Origin of the sequence: Terriglobus tenax (genome assembly GCF_025685395.1) — a bacterium.
Classification (GTDB): Bacteria; Acidobacteriota; Terriglobia; order Terriglobales; family Acidobacteriaceae; genus Terriglobus; species Terriglobus tenax.
The window spans coordinates 529,984-548,512 of the sequence record NZ_JAGSYA010000004.1 but is presented as its reverse complement, the minus strand read 5'-3'; the positions used below and the strand labels follow the sequence as shown (position 1 = coordinate 548,512).

Genomic DNA, 18,529 nt, shown 5'->3' with positions numbered 1-18,529 from the left:
CACAACTTGGAAGCGGCAACTCTGCGGACAGCGTATCATTGTTTGAGAGAGCGCGTCAGACGCTTTGATAGATTTGCGTCGTAGGAAGCTGCCGGTTGAATTTTTTGACTTGAGGTAAGGAATCGTCCCCATGACAGAGACCACAGGGAATCAGTCCCGCGCCAAAGTTCTGGTAGCTGATGACGAGCAGGTAATCGCGAATACGCTCGCCATCATCCTGAATCAGGCTGGTTTTGAAGCGAAGGCCGTGTATAGCGGCGAGAAGGCTGTTGAGGCACTGGACTCATTCCGTCCGGACATGCTGATCAGCGATGTGATTATGACCGGTATGACCGGTATTGAAGCAGCCATTGAGACGCGTGCGCGTCTTCCGCAGTGCAAGATCCTGCTGTTCAGCGGACAGGCAGCCACTGCCGATCTGCTGGATAAGGCACGCAGCCAGGGCCACGAGTTTGAAATTCTGGCAAAGCCGGTGCATCCGACCGACCTGCTGGCCAAGCTGCGCGGCTAAACGAACAAGACATTTTTCTGTAGAAATCTCTCGTCTTTGATGAGGAGACGGATTGCGGCCTTCGGTCATTATTCTGGCGTATAACTCCGCCGATTCGCTGCCAGCTACGCTGGCCAGTGTCTCTGCGCTGACAGATGACATCCATGTTGTCGATTCGGGCAGCACAGACGGCACTCCGGAGCTGGCAAAAGCCGCTGGTGCGCAGGTGCTGCACCATGCCTTTGAGAGTTATGGCGCACAGCGCAACTGGGCCATTGCCAACTGCCCGATCAAGTATGGCTGGCAACTGCACCTGGATGCCGACGAACGGCTGACTCCGGAGCTGGCCACGGAGATTGCCGCGTTGCCGGAACAGAGCACAACCGATGGCTTCTTTCTGCCGCGTTATCTGCAGTTCCTTGGCCGGATTTTGCGGCACGGAGGCATGTCGCCCACCTGGCACATGCGTTTGTTCCAGTCCGGCAAGGGAAGCTGCGAGGTGCGCGAGTATGACCAGCACTTCATCTGTACGGGCACCACATCGCAGTTGAAGTACTCCATGATTGACGACATCCGCATGCCCCTGACGGAGTGGACCTACCGGCATAACCGGTGGTCCGATGCCGAGGTGCGTGAGCAGTTGAAAGGCGAGACTGCCGGCCGCGTTGGCGCGAAGATGACGGGCAACGTGATTGAGAAAAAGCGCGCCCTGCGCGAGATGTACAACAACCTGCCGTACTTCGTGCGTCCCTTCGGCCTGTGGTTCTATCGATACGTGGTTCGCCTGGGATTTCTGGATGGTATGGAGGGGTTCATCTTCTACACGCTGCAGACCTTCTGGTTCCGCTTCCTGATTGATGCCAAGCTATGGGAAGCGCGCAACGCCAAGCAGTAGCAGACAGCTAGAGAAAATAAAACGGGCCTTTCAGGGCCGGTTTTACTTGACCTCGTGCAGGAAGTTTCTGCGGTCCTTTACCTTGACCGCGGGCGAGCCTGCGTAGACTCCCCATGCTTCCAGGTCGCGGGTTGCGGTGGAAGCGAGGCCGAGTACGGCTCCTTCTCCGACGTTGACGCCTGGGCTGACATTGGCGCGGGCGCAGATCCAGGAGTACGCGCCGAAGTGCATGCGGTAGCTGAGCAGGGGGAAGTGCCGGTCGTCGTAGTCGTGCGTGGCGCCGCAGATGTAGCCCTGTTGCGAGACGATGACATGTTCGGCGAAGGTGATGACGGAAGGGTTATAGACCTCGGAACCATCGCCCAGGGTGCATTGCTCTCCGCAGACGAAGTTCCACGGAGCCCATACCTTTGAGCCGGGATAGAAATGGCAGTTAGGGCCGACCTTTGCTCCAAAGAGGCGAAGCAGCATGCTGCGCCAGGCATGGAAAGGGCGTGGCGAAGTGCGGTAGAGCAGCAGCCACGTGATGTTCCACACCAGGCGTAGAAGGCGGTTGCCGAGCGAGAACGAGGGCCGAAGGTAGGGGTCTTCGTGGCCGTCCGCCGCAACCGTCAATGTCGATTTGTAGTCGATCTGCCGTGCCATGTCTGTTCCTGAAAGATTACTTCGCTTTTGCTTCTTCGAACAGGCGGAGGATTGTCTTCGCGTTCTCCCGCATATCGTAGCGCGTGCTGAAGGTGCTGGAAGCCTGCTGGTACATGCGCGCCCGGTCTTCAGGCGAGAGCTCGCGCCAGCGGTTGAAGAGATTGAGCGTTCCCTGCAGGGTATCCTGCTCCACGATGCCAGCGTAGTCGGCCTTGATGTCGCCGGCAATGTTGACCTGATCCGAGAGGAGCACAGGCTTGCCGCAGGCGAGCGCCTCGGCAACGGCGATGCCGAAGTTCTCCTGGTGCGAGGGAAGGATGAAGGCCTCGCTGGCGTAGAAGGCTCCCCACTTCAGATCCCCCTTCAGCATGCCGGGCCAGTGAACGCGGCTGGTGAGTCCGGCCGAATTGACCATGGCCTGCAGCTCAGGGCGCCAGTTGACCTGGTCAGGACCGGCGACGACGAGGTGGAGATCCGGATCGAGATGCGCGGTCTGCGTGAAGGCTTCGATCATCAGGTCGACGCCCTTCTTCGGGTGGATGCGGCCAAGGAAGAGCAGGAAGCGCTTATCCCGCAGCTCGGGCGCATGTTCGAAGAAGACGCGCTGGGCATCTTCCTTGCTGATGCGGGGATGATCTGCGCCGTAGGGAACGATGTGCGGGGTCCAACTCCATACAGGGAAGGTTTTTTCGGCCAGTTCCTTCTCTGCCCTGGAGGTGAAGAGAACGTAGTTGGCTGCGCGCAGAACCCAGTATTCGGTAGGGAGCCAGTAAAGCAGCTTCTTGAGATGCTTGAGCGGGTATGCCGACTTGAAGTAGGGGTCAAGCATGCCGTGGGGGAAGACGACGTAGGGCAGATGGCCGGCGAGTGCTCGGTATGCTGCAAAGCCGCCATAGTTCCAAAGGCCGTTGACCACGGCACCATCGAAGCGGTGGCGATTGGCCTTCATCCACGGGATCATTTTGGAGGTATAGCCGTAGGTTGAGTTGACGGGGCCGAGGGCGTGCACAGGGAAGTCGAGCCCCTTGAGGTAGGGGGCATTGGGGTCGTCCTGGGTGACGACCTCTCCGTGGTAGCCCAGGTCCCGGTAGCGGATCAGCGTGCGAACACCCTCAATGGGGCCGCCGGCCTCCGGATTGATCGTCCGAATGATGTGCAGAATGCGCATGAAAATGAAGACTCAGAGAGTACCGTTGGCAGAAAAAATCAGGCGATGAAGTTTCCTGTGACGTGGGCAAGAGCTTGCCGTAACCCACGCACATCTTCTTCAAAGCTCCAGTGATTGATACGTTCCAGTGCTGCGTGGCCCATGGCTGCTGGTGTCTCCGGTGTCGCAAAGACACGGCGTAAAGCATCGGTAAGAGCGTCAATATCGCCAACAGGGAAGACGCAGCCTTCGACCCCATCGGTTACAAGGTCGGGCTGACTGCCGACATCGGTGGAGACGACGACGGCGCGCCCAGCGTTCATGACTTCGTTGACGATCAGGCCCCAGGGCTCATGCCGCGAGGGAAGAACGAAGACGCTGGACAGGTCAAAGAAGCCTGGCAGCTCTGCCTGATTGCGGAAGCCGGCAAAGCGAACGCTGGTGCAGCCTGCCTGCTTGACGCTGGCTTCCAGTTGGGCGCGTTGCTCGCCATCGCCGACGATGACAAGGTAGGGATGCGGATCGACGCCTGGTGCAGGAGCAAGGCGAAGATAGGCTTCCAGAAGGTGATCGCAGTGCTTGCGGGTCTGCAGCTTTGAGGCGAAGAGGATGACCGGACGGGAGGGGTCCAGGTTGAACTCCTGCTGCAGCCTGGCGCGGCCTTCGCGTGCGGGCAGGGCACGCTGCTGGAAGTAGCTGTTATCGACCGCGTACGGGAAGAGGAACTGCGGCGTATCGTCGCCGAAGTAGTAAGTCCAGTACTGGCTGTTGAGTGTGCCGATGGGCAGAGTCGCATCCACCAGGTTCTGCAGGGCGCGGAAGAAGACCTTTTTGGCGGCGAGCTTCCAGCCCGCACGCGGGCGGTCCGCCAGCCATGGCTCGGCGCGGAGCAGGACGGGAACGTCAAGCGCCTTGGCGGCAAGCATGGCCTGGATGGCGTTGAGGCTGGAGTAACCGTGCGTCCACAGGACGTCCTGCTTGCTGAGCCGCGACAGGAAGCCACGGTTCAGGGGGCGCAGATGGCCAGGAGAGCCGACGTTATCGAGAATGCGGGGAAGGAACTCGTACTTGTATCCCTCGAGCAGAGGGACATCCCACTTGACCTCAACGCCGAAGCCCTGGTCTTTGTAGCCACGGACGGAAAAATCCGAACCGAAATAGACGGTCAGGTCAATATCCGGCTCCTGCGAGATACGGCGGAGCAGGGGGGCCTGATACTGGATCGGGTGCGTGACCAGGTACGCAAGACGGAGCGTGCGTCTGGAGGACACTTCATGACCACCTATCATGCGGTAGGTTAACTCCTTTTCCGTGTAATAACTGCCACGAGACTTACCGACTGTTGAGGGTGATGTAGGACGAGAGCTGAGCAATGCCCATGAGAGTGGCGATGCCACCCGCGCGAATGGCGGCTTTGAGGGCACTGGTCGGCAGATAAAGGATGTCGTCTGACTGCAGTACGGGGTCCGGATCCTTGCCTGCAAGGACACGGGACATATTGACCTTGACTTCGACCCGATGGGTTCCCTGCGTGCGAATAATACGGGTATCCGCACGGTTGCCTTCGTAGTTGGGGCCGCCGGCAATGGTAATTGCCTGCAATACGGTAAGCGGTGTATTGCCGGTCAGAGGAATCGCGCTTTGCGTCCGGAAGGCTCCCAGGGCATACACAACACCGGTCCTGGAGACGATGACGGTGTCCCCGGCAAAGAGGGGCACATTGGCCATGGTGCTGGCGACCGGATCGTTGCCGAGGTCGACGTTCATGGGAACATCCTGGCCGGGGCGCAGAATGGTGATGACATGGCTGGAGGTGGGAGTAAGGCCACCCGCCACAGAGAGAGCGTCCAGAAGACGTCGCTTACCTACAACCGGGACGATGCCGTGGGTTTCGCCGGTGACGGTCACGACCTGGTTAGGAGACTCGGTCACGAGGAGGGTGACCTGTGGGTTGCGGTACATGCCGGCCGCAACGAGACGTTGGGCGATGGCATCAGCTCCCTGGCGCAGGGTGAGTCCCTGCACATGCACGACGCCCGCCAGCGGAAGGGCAATTGCGCCGTCCAGAGAGACGCGCGCTACCGGACTGTAATCATCCGTGCCGGTGACGCCGAAGATGTGTACGGTCAGAAGATCGCCGGGGCTGAGGACGGGCTCGCGGTCTGCCGGGAACAGGAGCGCGGGATCGGTCGTGATCTGCAGCGGCCGATTGACTCCGCTCTCATTGCCAGGCGCGGGGCCGGAGAACTGGGCCACAGCAGATGGCGTGGTTGCGAGAGCGAGGGTCAACAGAGCGGCGGCGGCGATCTTCGCGTTCATCGAGGGCGCTTTGAGAAACGGCATGGTCAGTTTCATGCGTCACCGTCCTTGCGCTTCTTGGGTAGAGTTGCTGTTTCCCATGTTTCCGAATCGAGATTCGCATAGGAGTAGCCGGAGTATCCGTAGTAGCCGTAATACTCAGGCGAGTTGATATCGACGGCATTGAGGATGAATCCGGTGACGTGAATGCCGGAGCGGATGAGCAGGTCACGCGCGCGCCGGACGACCTGCTTGCTGGACTTGCCGTGCCGGATGACGAGAACGGCGGCATCGGTCTGACGGCCGAGGATGACGCCGTCGGTCACCGACAGGATCGGGGGCGAATCGATCACCACGTGCGTGTACTTCTCCTTGGCTTCCTGCAGCAGGCTCTGCATTCCATCGGAGCTGAGCATTTCGGTGGGGAAGGGAGGAACCGGTCCGCTGGGCAGGATGTCCAGATTCGGTACATCGCTAACCTGCTGCACCGCCTCTTCCAGTGTGGTGGCGCCGGTCAGAACGGTCGAGAGACCGACTTTGCCGTTCAGTCCAAAGCGGTGATGCACGCTGGGACGGCGAAGATCGGCGTCGATGAGCAGGACCTTGGTTTCACGCTGGGCCAGGATGCAGGACAGGTTGGTGGCGCAGGTGGTCTTGCCTTCAGACGGGGTTGCGCTGGTGAACAGGATGGTGCGCGGCGGGTGCGGCGAGGTTGCCAGCAGGATGGAGGTACGCAGCGACCGGAAGGCCTCAGCAAACTGCGACTTGGGCATGGTGAGCACGCCCATGTTGACCTGCGTAACGCTCATGCCCGAAGGCAGTTCGCTGACGGTGCGGCGGGAGCGTGGAATGATGGCCAGCGCCGGCAACTCCGTGAGGGCTTCCACTTCGGCAATGCTGCGCAGGCCGGTGTCGAGGCTCTCGAGGAGGAAGGCCACGATGATGCCGCCGAAGAGGCTGAAGATCAGCGTGACGATGATGATGCTGGTCTGCGACTGCAGCGAGGGAGCAGCAGGAATCAGCGCCTGGTCAACGACATCGATTTCAAGCGATTCCAGTCCAGCCTGAATGCCGGCTGCACGAAGCCGCTGCAGAAGGCTGTCATAGAGCTGACGTCCGGACTCGAACTCGCGCTGGCGCAGGGTGTATTCCACCAGCTCATCGCGCAGCTTGTACGCGTCCGCCTTCTGGGAGTCGAGTGCGGCCTGCGTCTGTTCTTCGGCTGCCTTGGCGGCGAGGTAGGTCTGCTTTGCCTGGTTGAGCAGGCGTCCCTGCTCGACGTTGATCTCCGAGGTCAGTTCATCCATCTGCGCCTTGAGCGCCTTGACCTGCGGGTGGCTGGGACCGAGCTGCGTATTCAGTTCGGCATAGTGAGCACGCGCCGTGGCGAGTTCACTGCGGAGATTGTTGAGCGGTCCTGGCTGCACGCCGGGGGTGGCATCAATCAGGCCTTCCATGCCGGCCGGGTCCGTGGAGGCGAGAGCACGGTAGCGGGACTCGGAGATGATGCGGGTGATACGGGCATCGCCGGCGGCCTTGGTGAGCGTGTCAATCAGCGAAGTGATTTCGCTCTGGCTGCCATGAGTGGGATCGAGGCTGAGTCCCACGGAGCCGAGGCGGCGCTGCAGCTCGAGAAGCTGTTCCTGCGATGTCTCTACCTGCTGTTTCAGGTCGTCGAGCTGACCAGTCAGCCATTGGCTGGCGTGCTGCGCGGAGTTGAAGCGGGTCTGGTAGCTGCGCTGGATGTAGTCCTTGATCAGCGTGTTGACGATGTTGGCTGACAGATTCGCATCAAGGCTGCGATAGGTAATCGTGATCAGGTCCGTGCGCTGGACGGGAGCGACCGAAAGGCCGCTTTTCAGGCGGGCGAGCGTTGCCTGGCGAATCTTCGGTGTGTCGAGAGACGTGGTTGGGATAGGAGGACGGACACCGAGGAAGGCCGGCTCGTTGTTAAGATTCAGCTCACGGGCAACCGTCAGCAAAAGGGTCTCGCTGGTGAGGATGGAGGATTCTGTTGTGAGGTGGTTGCTGGAATCAAGCCCCGCAGCGGCTGCGGTGGTGAGGCGGTACTCGTTGGACGACCCCGAGCGGACCTCAATGCGACCGGTAGCGACGTAGAGCCGTGGCTGCGATGCCGAGCGGTAGATGCCGTAAGCGAAGCCAAAGATGATGGCTACAAGCAAAACCCAGCGTCGCTTCCGAAGTACAAGAAGAGCTTCTGAAAGCGTCGCATCGGAGGAGGATGCGGGCGCACCGGCGCGGTAGTCCGTCGCTGGAGGTGCAGGTGGCTGAGGATTTTGCGGACCCATGTGATGACAGTCTAAACGAGGCGGCCAGTTCGGGGAATTTGAAAAGTATCTTCAAATCAAATGTTTCGGGACATTGAAAATCCAGAACTATGCCCTAGACTGGAGCCAGTAGATCAAAAACTTACAGGGAGCCTATGGCGCAAAACGTTCGCATCGCAGTAGTCGGTTCAGGGTATGTGGGTCTGGTGGCGGCGGTCTGTTTCGCTGAAATCGGGCACTCGGTCGTTTGTGTAGACAACGACGAGCGCAAGGTGAAGGCATTGCAGGGCGGCGACACGCTGATCCATGAAAATTACTTGCCCGAGCTGCTTGGCAAGTACAGAAACAACAGGGTCACCTTCACGACAGACCTGGGCGAAGCCACCAAGAATTCCGATGTGATTTTTGTTGCGGTAGGAACTCCGCAGAGCGAGACCGGTGATGCCGATCTGTCCTATGTGGAAGCGGTAGCGGCTGAGATTGCCCGTTCGGTCAATGGCTACAAGGTCATCGTGGAAAAGAGCACGGTACCGGTCTATACCAACGAGTGGATTCGCCGTGTAATTGAGCGCAATGGCGTGGATAAGCACCTGTTCGACGTGGTGTCGAATCCCGAGTTCCTGCGCGAAGGTACTGCGGTGGAAGACTTCCTGCACCCGGACCGTATCGTGGTGGGCTCTGACAGCCCGCGTGCGGCTGAACTGCTGAAGGCCATTTATGCACCGTTGACGGAGGGCGCTTACTACAAGCAGCCCGACCAGATTCCTGGCGTATGCAATACCGAGAATCTGCCGCCGCTCCTTCTGACTTCGACCAAAAGCGCCGAGATTATCAAGCATGCCTCGAATGCCTTCCTGGCGCTGAAGATCAGCTTTATCAACGCTGTAGCGAATATTTGTGAAGAAGCGGATGCAAATGTGGAGCAGGTGGCCAAGGGCATGGGACTCGATGCCCGTATCGGTCCGAAGTTCCTTCGTCCGGGTATCGGGTACGGTGGTTCCTGCTTCCCGAAGGACGTTTCGGCGTTCCGTTCGGTGGCGGAGCAGATGGGTATCGGCTTCGACCTTCTGGCCGAGGTTGAGAAGATCAACGACAAGCAGAAGAAGCGCTTTATCGCCAAGGTGCGTTCGGCGCTGTGGACGCTGCGCGGCAAGAAGCTTGGTGTGCTTGGCCTGGCATTCAAGGGCGATACGGATGACATCCGCGAGAGTCCGGCGATTGATCTGGTGCAGTCTCTGCTGGCGGAAGGCTGCTCGATTACTGCCTTCGATCCGGCTGCGATGGACCGTGCCAAGCTTGAGATTCCCGAGGGGCCGAACTGCAAGTACGCGAGCGATGTGTACGAAGCAGCCAAGGACGCCGATGCCTTGCTGATCCTGACCGACTGGGCAGAGTTCGGCAAGCTGGACCTGGCGCTTCTGAACAAGTCGATGCGTTACTCCATCATTGTGGACGGCCGCAACCTGTATGAGCCCGAGGCGATGGCGGAGGCTGGTTTCCACTACACCAGCGTTGGACGTCCGTCGGCCCACCCGGCCCACTAATTTACGAACGCAACGCGTACAAGGAGAAGACCCAAAGCATGGGCAAGCGCCGCATTGTTGTCACCGGAGCCGCAGGATTTCTAGCATCGCACCTGTGCGATGTTCTGCTGGCCGAAGGGCATGATGTGCATGGCATTGATAACCTGGCGACTGGCAAGATGGCGAACCTGGGCCATCTTGCCAATGAGCCACGGTTTACCTTTGCCGAGCAGGACATCTGCCAGAGCTTCGATCCCGGTCCGTTCGATTTTCTCTTCAACATGGCGTCGCCGGCCAGTCCGGCCGACTACATGCGTCTCGGTATCGAGACGCTGCAGGTTGGCTCGGCCGGAACGTTGAACACGCTGGAGCTGGCAAAGAAGTACAGCGCCGGGTACCTGCATGCGTCCACGTCGGAGTGCTATGGCGATCCGCTGGTACATCCGCAGGTGGAGACCTATTGGGGCAATGTGAACCCGATCGGTCCGCGCAGCGTGTATGACGAAGCCAAGCGTTTCAGCGAGGCCGCTGTTGCCGCTTACAACCGCTATCACGGTGTGAATACGCACCTGGTGCGTATTTTCAACACGTACGGACCTCGCCTGCAGGCGAATGACGGTCGTGTGATCTCGAACTTCATGATGCAGGCGCTGCGTGGCGATGCGTTGACCATCTATGGCGACGGTCTGCAGACGCGCAGCTTCTGCTATGTGAGCGACCTGATCGCGGGTATCGTCAAGCTGGCGTGGAGCGACGAGCATTTGCCCACCAACATCGGCAACCCGGTGGAGTGGACGATGATCGAGTGCGCGAAGGAAGTGCTTGCCGTGACTGGATCGAAGAGCGAGATGATCTTCGAGCCGTTGCCGCAGGACGATCCGAAGCAACGCAAGCCGGACATTACCAAGGCGAAGACCCTTCTGGGGTGGGAGCCGAAGGTGATGCTGCGGGAAGGCCTGACGCGCTCTCTGCCGTACTTCCAAAGCTGTGTCGAGGCGGAAAAAGCTTCGGCGTAAGGTAAAAGAGAAACGCCCCGCACAGGATGATCCTGCGCGGGGCATTTTTCTTTTCAGAGCAGCTACCGGACGCCGAGACCCTGCTTCAACCGCGGGTACCATGTGAGCTGGAACTGAACGAGCGTGTTGGACTGCTGGCCCTGCTTGTAGATGGGCGCCTTCCAGCGTTCATGCTGCAGGGTTGCATTCAACTCGACTTCCCTTGAGAGCCGTTTGACCAGATTGACGGCAAACTGGTTCTGCGTCGTGCCACCGGGAATGAAGTCCTTGGTGTTCTTCTTGTTCATGTAGGAGAGCTGAAGCCACTCGTTGCCGGAGAAGTGCCAGGTCAACCACGCATTGCCGCCCTTGGCCTCGCGTCCGAGCGGGTCGCCCATGATGAAGCCCTTGTTGGTGTATCCCTGGCGCTGCACGATCTCGTAGTACATGAAGTAGCCGCCGGTGCTGTTAATCACAGGAGGGTCCGTGTAGGCGCCTTCTAGGCGGAGATCGAGCTTGGGCAGATACGGCAACTGTGCCAGGTAAAGACCTGAGCGGATGGCGGAACGATTTGGTGCGCTGATGGGTGTGACATCATCATGGACCATCGCATCCACATAGAGAGTGGCCACGTGCTTTGGCAGCGGCGGACGCCACGAGGCGGTGAAGGTGCTGAAACGCGCGCCCGGGTCGGAACGAGAGTACTTCTCTTCGTTATTGGTGTCCTGGAAGTGAAAGAAGCTCTTGAAGAAGGTATGCAGGGTGACGGGGGTATGATCTTTTCCGCCCCAGATGGCTGTACGTGTCAGGCCGAACTGGAAGTTTTTGGTCGGGGAGAAGCTGAAGGCCGTGGAGTGCACCCAGGGAGAGTTGGGGTAGGTGTGTCCTTTCAGGCTGCCGACGAAGAAGTCGTAACGCAGAGGGCCCAGAATACGCCGGACGAACGGGATATACATGGGTTCAACGCGGTTGATGCGGAAGGAGTAGATGTTCTCCGCATTGTTGCTCCAGGAAAAGTTACCACCGACGCCGGGGCCGTTCCACGCATCTGACTTACCCAGTGAGAACTCGTGTTTCAGCAGGTGGACGGAGAGATTCGCTTCCTGAATACGGAAGGTATTGGTAGCCGCGATGGGGCCTTCAGGAATGGTCGCCTGCCGCGCGTTGTAGCCGGCGTACGGGGTATTCACGAGGTCGCGATCGGAGAAGAATGCCGACAGGGCACGGCTGTAGCCCTCACCGGAGGGAGCGTGCTGGTACTCGCCGCGTATGTTGAGCGAGAAGCGGCCGACCTCAGTCACCGTGGAGAAGCCGGTGACGTTGTTGAAGCCGCTCTGATAAGGGCGGGCATAGTCGTTGCTGATGGTCTGGCCCAGGTGATAGCTGTCCCGCAACACGGGGCCGTTGATGTATCCGACGCGCGTGTAGGCCGAGTAGAGTCCGTTGACCGCGCCTATGCCGTTTGTGTTAGCGGAGAGCTCGGGGTCGAACTCGTGCAGCAGGGAATCAAGGATGGCTCGCGCCTCTTCGTTGTCGCTGGCGCGAATGTCCTGCTCGGAGTCGACCAGCATGTTGATGGCGCTGCGGCGCGTCCATGGGCGCAGGCTGATGAAGGCGGAGTCGAGATAGCCGAAGGAGTAGAGGCGCAGCATCGCCGGGTAGATCCAACTGTCGACCGGGATGTATACGGAGCCGAGGAAGTCGATCTTGCGCAGCGTGGCCGGCGGGCCGTACTGGTTACGCGCGGTGAAGGGATGCTTCTCGGTGGGCCGGGGAGCGACCACCGGAGGTGGAACGTTCTGTGGCTGCGGCATTGCCGGTGGAGTGGACTGCTGGTCCGGGTTATAAGCCGGGCGAGCGGGAGTGCCTGTCTGCTGCTGACCATAGGCCGGCTGCTGCGCGGGCAGATTAATCTGCGCCGGATCTGCCTGTTGAGCGAGCGCTGGCTGTAAGGTGATGAAACTGAAAGCGATGGTGGGAAGAACCGGGAGACGGCGCATGCTGCTCCCAGTGTACCCGCGCTTAGCCGCGTGCCAGCAAGCCCTTGGACTTAAGATATGAGCGCATCCTATCGAGCGGATCTTCCTTGTCGACCTGCTGGAAGCTGATCCAGGTCGGCAGGTGGAGCGTCCGGGCACGGGTAAAGGCTTCCTGAGCGACGCGATAGCAGGCTACAACGTCGTTGACGTCGACCGGAATCACCGGGATTTTGTGCTTTACCGCGGCGGGGTGGGCCTTGTGGCCGGGAGCCTGGACGTAGACCACCGGCAGCTCCCGCAGTGCGGTCATCTCCAGGAAGCGGCCATAGGATGCGGGCAGGGCACTGTCCAGGTAGAGAACGGCCACCGAGCCGGGTGTAAAGTGCTTGTTGGCGAAGGCAGCGCCGTGGGCCGCAGCGAATTTCTGGTCGGCGTCGAGCGCTGGCGGCAGCAGGTTGCCACTGCTCTGCTGCACGATCGCGACAGCTAGGCCGAGCGTTGCGGAGGCCGCAATGGTGTCCTGCGGGCGCAGATGACTGGCTGTGGCGGCAATGCCTGCTTCCAGGCCGCGTGTCTTCTTGCTGCCCGTGCGCAGGTCGCGCATGGCGTTATAAAGCTGCTTCAGACGCTGATTGGGAATGAGAGGGTTCTCGAAGGTAGCGGCGGACATTTTTCTCGATCTGTTTCTCTGCAAGGTAGCACACACGGTGCCGAGTGCAAGGGGCAAGGTTCAAGGTGCAAGAGAAGAGCCCGGCCATAGCCGGGCTCTTCGTGGTGAGTGAGCAGATTAGGCGCGAGCCGCGTCCTTCTTCTCGGTGTCGATACCCAGGTCGGCGAAGGCTTTGACGGCAGCCTTGGCCTTGACCTTGCCCTCGCGGACGAGCTTGGAGAGCGTGGCAGCCACGATGTCCTTGGCGCTGACTTCGAAGTGAGCGCGCAGGTGCTCGCGGTTGTCCGAGCGGCCGAAGCCGTCGGTGCCGAGGGTGACCAGGCGCTGGCCGAGCCAGGGAGCCAGGGCATCCGGCATGACCTTCATGTAGTCCGAAGCGGCGATGACCGGACCCTGCGCGTCGCCGAGGGCTTCCAGCAGGTATGGCTTCTTCTCGTTCTCGGAGGGATGCAGGCGGTTCCAGCGCTCAACCGCGAGAGCATCGCGACGAAGCTCGATGTAGCTGGGGACGGACCAGACGTTGGCCTGAACCTTGTACTCGTCGGCCAGGATCTGCTGCGCCTTCAACACTTCATTCAGGATGGTGCCTGAACCGAAGAGCTGGACGGTGGCGTTCTCCGCCGGCTTGAAGAGGTACAGACCCTTGAGGATGCCGTTGACGTCCAGGTTGGCCGGAGCCTCGGGTTGAACGTAGTCCTCGTTGTACATGGTGATGTAGTAGAAGACGTTCTCCATCTTCTCGTACATGCGCTTCAGACCGTCCTGGATGATGACGGCCATTTCGAAGGTGTAGGCCGGGTCATAGCAGAGGCAGGTAGGAACAGTGCTGGCCAGAACGTGCGAGTGGCCGTCCTGGTGCTGCAGACCTTCACCCAGCATGGTGGTACGACCGGCGGTGCCGCCCATCAGGAAGCCCTTGCCGCGTGAGTCCGCGAAGGCCCAAGCCATGTCTCCGATGCGCTGGAAGCCGAACATCGAGTAGTACATGTAGAAGGGAATCGAGGGGATGCCGTAGTTGGAGTAGGCTGTGCCGGCAGCGGTAAAGCTGGCCATGGAACCGGCCTCGGTGATGCCTTCCTCCAGGATCTGGCCGTCTTTCTCCTCGCGGTAGCTCAGCAGCATGTCGGAGTCATGTGGCGTGTACTTCTGGCCTTCGCAGGCATAGATGCCAACCTGCTTGATGACCGACTCCAGGCCGAAGGTACGTCCCTCGTCGGGAACGATGGGCACAACATACTTGCCGAAGTTCGGCTCCTTGAGCAGAAGGCGCAGCATGGAGACGAAGCCCATGGTGGTGGAGACCTCGCGTCCCTTCGATCCGCCCATCCACTCCTTGAAGAAGTCGAGTTCGGGCGCCTTGAAGGAGAGCTCGGGAACCTCGCGGACGGGCAGATAGCCGCCTAGCTCCTTGCGGCGAGCCTGCAGGTACTGGATCTCTGGAGCGTCCTGTCCGGGGTGATAGAGGCCGGCGTTGTGAGCGGTCTCCTCGGAGACCGGAATCTCAAAGCGCTTGACGAAGGCGGCCAGGCTCTCGTCGGTCAGCTTCTTCTCCTGGTGGCTGGCGTTGCGTGCCTCGGTGGAGCCGAGGCCGTAGCCCTTGACGGTCTTCGCCAGGATGACGGTGGGTCCGCCGGTGTACTCCACGGCGCGCTTGTAGGCGTTGAAGATCTTGGCGGGGTCATGTCCGCCGCGATGCAGGCGGGCAAGCTGCTCATCGGTCAGGTCGGCGACCATCTCCAGCAACTCAGGGTACTTGCCGAAGAAGTGCTGGCGCAGGTACGCGCCGCCCTTGGCCTTGTAGGCCTGGAAGTCGCCGTCGACGCACTCTTCCATGCGCTTGAGCAGAAGGCCCTTGTAATCCTTGGCGAAGAGAGCATCCCAATCCGCGCCCCAGACTACCTTGATGACATTCCAGCCAGCGCCGCGGAAGACGCCTTCGAGCTCGTCGATGATGCGCTTGTTGCCGCGGACCGGGCCGTCAAGACGCTGCAGGTTGCAGTTGACAACGAAGATCAGGTTGTCGAGCTTCTCGCGGGTGGCCAGGCCAATCGCGCCGAGCGAGTCGACCTCATCCGTCTCGCCGTCGCCCAGATAAGCCCAGATCTTGCGATCGGTCTTCTGGATGAGGCTGCGGTTTTCCAGGTAGCGCATGAAGCGGGCCTGGTAGATGGCGTTCAGCGGGCCGATCCCCATGGAAACGGTGGGGAAGTTCCAGAACTCGGGCATCAGCCAGGGGTGTGGATAGCTGGACAGGCCGGGGGTGTCGCGCAGCTCGTGGCGGAAGTTCTTCAGGTGCTGCTCGCTCAGGCGGCCTTCTAGGAAGGCGCGGGCGTAAACACCGGGCGAAGCGTGGCCCTGGAAGTAGATAAAGTCCCCGGGTTGCTGGCTGCCGTCGGCTCCGGTCGTCTTGCCCTTGAAGAAGTGGTTGAAGCCGACTTCGAGCAGGGTGCAGAGCGAGGAGTAGGTGGAAAGGTGGCCACCGATGCCGGCGTCCTTCTTATTCTGCCCGTGCACCATCGCCATGGCGTTCCAGCGGATGAGGGCTTCCACGCGGCGTTCCTGATTGCGGTCGCCGGGGTAGGGCACTTCATCGTGGGCGGGGATGGTATTGCGGTAAGGGGTGGTCAACTCGCCGGTCGCGGCGACCCCGGCCTCGGCAGCGCGCTGCTTGAGGGCGGTGAGAAGGTCGGCTGCGGGCTCGGCGCCTTCGGCAACGACGAGCTCGTCAAATGCCTCAATCCACTCGGAGACTTCAGCCAGGAAATCGGCGTTTGCGGTCGCCGGAGCGTTATCGAGCTTGGTGGACATTCAGGGGCACCCCTATAAGAAGAAGTTTGGGCGGATATCAGCCTGCCGACTAACACGATAAACCGTTTCGCCTACGTGCGTCACCGTATCTGGGCGATGATCGCACGGTTGTGCGAAGTTTGAGGGAGGATTGTGGAGCTGGGGGACGGAAGAAGCAGATTCCATCCGCTGCACTACGGAATGGCAAGGGAAATCTGAGCGGACCTGGTGTTGTCATCTCGACCGGAGGGTTCTACTCCGGTCGAGATGACAAGGCACGTTCTTTAAGTGGAGTAGTCGGCGTTGATGCTGACGTACTCGTGGGTGAGGTCGCAGGTCAGGAAGCGGGTTTCCGCCTGGCCGGCGTTCAGCTCCATATGGATGGTGTACTCGCGCTGCAGCATGACGGCGTGGGCGGAGGCCTCGTCGAACTTCGGTGAACGGGTTCCGGCCTCGAAGACCGGCTGGTCGCCGATATGGATGTAGACCTTTGCCGGGTCAAAGGCTACGCCCGCACGTCCGGCGGCGGCCATCAGGCGGCCCCAGTTGGGGTCTCCGGAGGACCATGCGGTCTTGCAGAGCGGCGAGGTGGCGATGGTCTTCGCGATAGCCTGTGCGTCGGCCACGGTGGCTGCGCCGGTGATGTGCAGGGTCACAACGTGGGTGACTCCCTCGCCGTCATCGACGATCTGGAAGGCGAGATTTTTCGTGACCAGGTTGAGGGCGTTCTGGAAGAGCTCGGAGGTATTTTCGTCCAGCGTGAGTTCGCTGGCTCCGGAGGCGAGCAGAAGAACGGTGTCGTTGGTGGAGGTATCGCCATCAATGGAGATGGAGTTGAAGCTGGCCTCGACCGCTGGAGCGAGAGCCGTACGGAGCTGTGCCGGGGTGGCTGTGATGTCGGTGAACAGGTAGACCAGCATGGTGGCGTGCGGCGGTCCAACCTGCGGGCCGATCATGCCGGCACCTTTGCAGACTCCATAGATAGAAGCCGATTTGCCGTTGTAGGTAATGGTGGCGCGTGCGGACTTCGGCCGGGTGTCCGTGGTCATGATGCCGCGGCGGAAGTCGTCGGCGGCCTGCTCGGTGTCTGCCAGTGCGGCAAAAGCGGTGGGCAGAGCTGCGGTGATCTTTTCCACGGGCAAAGGGACGCCGATGATGCCGGTGGAGGAAGGGAAGACCTCTTCAGCGGGGCAGTTGGCCAGGGCGGCGAAGGCTTCACAGGAGGTGGCGCAGGCGTCCAGACCATGCTGTCCGGTAGCGCAGTTGGCGTTGCCGGAGTTGATGAGCACGGCGGTTACACGGCCACCGGTGGTGGTCATATGTTGCCGGCCGACGAGGATCGGCGCTGCGACCATCTGGTTCTGGGTGAAAGATGCGGCTGCGGAGGCGCCTTTCGGCGCGACGGCGATGGCAAGGTCCGGTTTGCCGGAGGCCTTGATGCCGGCTTTCGTGGCGGACCACAGAAAGCCGGCCGGGAGTGCGGAAGGCTGCGAATCGTTCATTTCTCGGTTGAGTTTACCTGCAATTCCAGTCCGCTTCGGTGAAGGGGATGGAACGTTTTTCCTCGCTGGACTGGCGGGCCAGCTCCAGGCAGCGGATGATGCGCAGGCCGTGGATGGCCGGGATGGTCAGTTCGGCCTTGCCGTTGATGGCGTCGCGCACGTTGGCAAAGAAGAGGCGGTAGTCTCCGGTTTCAGAGACAACGGTCTCGGAGAGGGTGGAGTTGGACGTAGCCGGATCGGCGGTGATCAGCGTGCCGTAGGCGGATTCCGGCTCGCGCAGCCACTCTCCGTCGACGGTGGGGCGCTGACCGGCGAGCAGTGCGGGTTCCTGCGGGTCAAGGCCGTACTTCACAAAGCTGCCTCCGGTGCCATGCAGAAGGAAGCGAGGCGAGGGCGAGGCGGCGATCATGCTGGAAGAAAGATGGACGGTCAGCCCGGGGTAGTCGAGGCGCATGTCAAAGGCGTCGTCGATCTGTGAGCCGTCCCGGTCATGACGGACGGAGGCGGTGACGTAGTCGGGCTTGCCAAAGAGCGCCAGCGGCTGATCGGCAAGGTGGGGTCCGAGATCGAAGAGGATGCCGTTGGCCGGGTTCGAGCCTTCCTTCCAGGTATTGGCGCGTAGGCCTGGACGGAAGCGATCGAAGTGAGCGCGGAAGGTGACTAGGCGGCCGAGACGGCCGGAGTCCAGGACCTTCTGGACGGTGCGGAAGTCGGCATCGAAGCGGCGGTTCTGGAAGGGCGCAAGGACAAGATTTTTGGAGGCGGCCAGGGAAAGAAGCTGGTGAGACTCCGCCGAGGTTGTGGTGAGCGGCTTGTCGACAACGACATGCTTGCCGGCGGAAAGTGCGGCGTGGGCGAGCTGGAAGTGGGAGTCGTTGGGGGTGGAGATGACGATCAGGTCCAGATCCTGCAACTCCAGGAGGGCGTCGACCGAGTCAACGATGCGGACATGGGGATATTGTTCTGAGGCTGAGGGGAAGGGCTGCTTCCATGGACCGCGCTGGACGACAGCGGTCAGATCCATGCCGGGGGTTACGGAGACAAACGGGGCGTGAAAGACGCGGCCGCCAAGGCCAAAGCCGATGAGTCCTGTACGAATCATGGGTATAAGGGTGCAGCGGACAGGCAGCCGGGTGCAAGGGGCTGGGACCAGGATTTCCGGGGCCTGCGGCAAAATGCAACTTTTTTGAAGCTTTATGCGACGGGGGTTGCATCCAAAGGAAGAACAGCCGTTTCAGTCGTTTGGAAGGCCGGCGGACAAAGACCGGTAGCAGTGTGATGTTCGGTTGCGGTTAGCATGGGGACAATGG

At 60.7% G+C, this 18,529-nt stretch carries 14 protein-coding genes; 4 read left to right on the top strand and 10 right to left on the bottom strand.

The window, feature by feature from the left end:
* The first annotated feature begins 130 nt into the window (after window positions 1-130).
* Window positions 131-511, top strand: coding sequence for a response regulator (locus OHL13_RS07870; RefSeq protein ID WP_263409579.1), 381 nt, complete (start codon window positions 131-133; stop codon window positions 509-511).
* Window positions 512-563: 52 nt separating this feature from the next.
* Entirely contained in the window at window positions 564-1,385 is an 822-nt protein-coding gene (locus OHL13_RS07865) for a glycosyltransferase family 2 protein (protein WP_263409578.1), read from the top strand.
* 42 nt (window positions 1,386-1,427) lie between these two features.
* On the opposite strand, the gene OHL13_RS07860 is transcribed toward OHL13_RS07865, so the two are convergent.
* The 5 genes from OHL13_RS07860 to OHL13_RS07840 all read right to left on the bottom strand — a co-directional run bounded on the left by OHL13_RS07860 (window position 1,428) and on the right by OHL13_RS07840 (window position 7,784).
* Window positions 1,428-2,030: an LbetaH domain-containing protein gene (locus OHL13_RS07860; RefSeq protein ID WP_263409577.1), complete on the bottom strand. Its 603-nt coding sequence runs from the start codon at window positions 2,028-2,030 to the stop codon at window positions 1,428-1,430.
* 16 nt (window positions 2,031-2,046) lie between these two features.
* Window positions 2,047-3,198: a glycosyltransferase gene (locus tag OHL13_RS07855; RefSeq protein ID WP_263409576.1), complete on the bottom strand. Its 1,152-nt coding sequence runs from the start codon at window positions 3,196-3,198 to the stop codon at window positions 2,047-2,049.
* Between the two features lie 38 nt (window positions 3,199-3,236).
* Window positions 3,237-4,448, bottom strand: a complete 1,212-nt coding sequence (locus OHL13_RS07850) for a glycosyltransferase family 4 protein (RefSeq protein WP_263409575.1) — start codon at window positions 4,446-4,448, stop codon at window positions 3,237-3,239.
* A 61-nt stretch (window positions 4,449-4,509) separates the two neighbouring features.
* Window positions 4,510-5,532: a polysaccharide biosynthesis/export family protein gene (locus tag OHL13_RS07845; RefSeq protein ID WP_263409574.1), complete on the bottom strand. Its 1,023-nt coding sequence runs from the start codon at window positions 5,530-5,532 to the stop codon at window positions 4,510-4,512.
* A complete protein-coding gene (locus OHL13_RS07840; protein ID WP_263409573.1) occupies window positions 5,529-7,784 on the bottom strand; it encodes a GumC family protein in 2,256 nt (751 codons plus the stop codon). The genes OHL13_RS07845 and OHL13_RS07840 overlap by 4 nt, the downstream gene beginning before the upstream one ends.
* A gap of 134 nt (window positions 7,785-7,918) precedes the next feature.
* Between OHL13_RS07840 and OHL13_RS07835 the strand changes: the two genes are divergently transcribed.
* Window positions 7,919-9,307, top strand: coding sequence for a UDP-glucose dehydrogenase family protein (locus OHL13_RS07835; protein WP_263409572.1), 1,389 nt, complete (start codon window positions 7,919-7,921; stop codon window positions 9,305-9,307).
* A gap of 38 nt (window positions 9,308-9,345) precedes the next feature.
* The gene (locus OHL13_RS07830; protein WP_263409571.1) at window positions 9,346-10,302 is read left to right on the top strand and encodes a UDP-glucuronic acid decarboxylase family protein; all 957 of its coding nucleotides are present in this window, start codon (window positions 9,346-9,348) and stop codon (window positions 10,300-10,302) included.
* A 62-nt stretch (window positions 10,303-10,364) separates the two neighbouring features.
* Here OHL13_RS07830 and OHL13_RS07825 read toward each other — a convergent pair whose 3' ends face one another.
* The 5 genes from OHL13_RS07825 to OHL13_RS07805 form a co-directional block, all read right to left on the bottom strand.
* Window positions 10,365-12,281, bottom strand: a complete 1,917-nt coding sequence (locus OHL13_RS07825; RefSeq protein WP_263409570.1) for a capsule assembly Wzi family protein — start codon at window positions 12,279-12,281, stop codon at window positions 10,365-10,367.
* Window positions 12,282-12,303: 22 nt separating this feature from the next.
* The gene (locus OHL13_RS07820; protein ID WP_263409569.1) at window positions 12,304-12,930 is read right to left on the bottom strand and encodes a thiamine pyrophosphate-dependent enzyme; all 627 of its coding nucleotides are present in this window, start codon (window positions 12,928-12,930) and stop codon (window positions 12,304-12,306) included.
* A 117-nt stretch (window positions 12,931-13,047) separates the two neighbouring features.
* A complete protein-coding gene (aceE, locus tag OHL13_RS07815; protein WP_263409568.1) occupies window positions 13,048-15,738 on the bottom strand; it encodes a pyruvate dehydrogenase (acetyl-transferring), homodimeric type in 2,691 nt (896 codons plus the stop codon).
* A 263-nt stretch (window positions 15,739-16,001) separates the two neighbouring features.
* Entirely contained in the window at window positions 16,002-17,219 is a 1,218-nt protein-coding gene (gene argJ, locus OHL13_RS07810; protein ID WP_263409567.1) for a bifunctional glutamate N-acetyltransferase/amino-acid acetyltransferase ArgJ, read from the bottom strand.
* 13 nt (window positions 17,220-17,232) lie between these two features.
* Window positions 17,233-18,321 carry a Gfo/Idh/MocA family oxidoreductase gene (locus OHL13_RS07805; RefSeq protein WP_263409566.1) on the bottom strand — a complete coding sequence of 363 codons (1,089 nt, stop codon included), beginning with the start codon at window positions 18,319-18,321 and terminating at the stop codon, window positions 17,233-17,235.
* Between the last annotated feature and the right edge of the window lie 208 nt (window positions 18,322-18,529).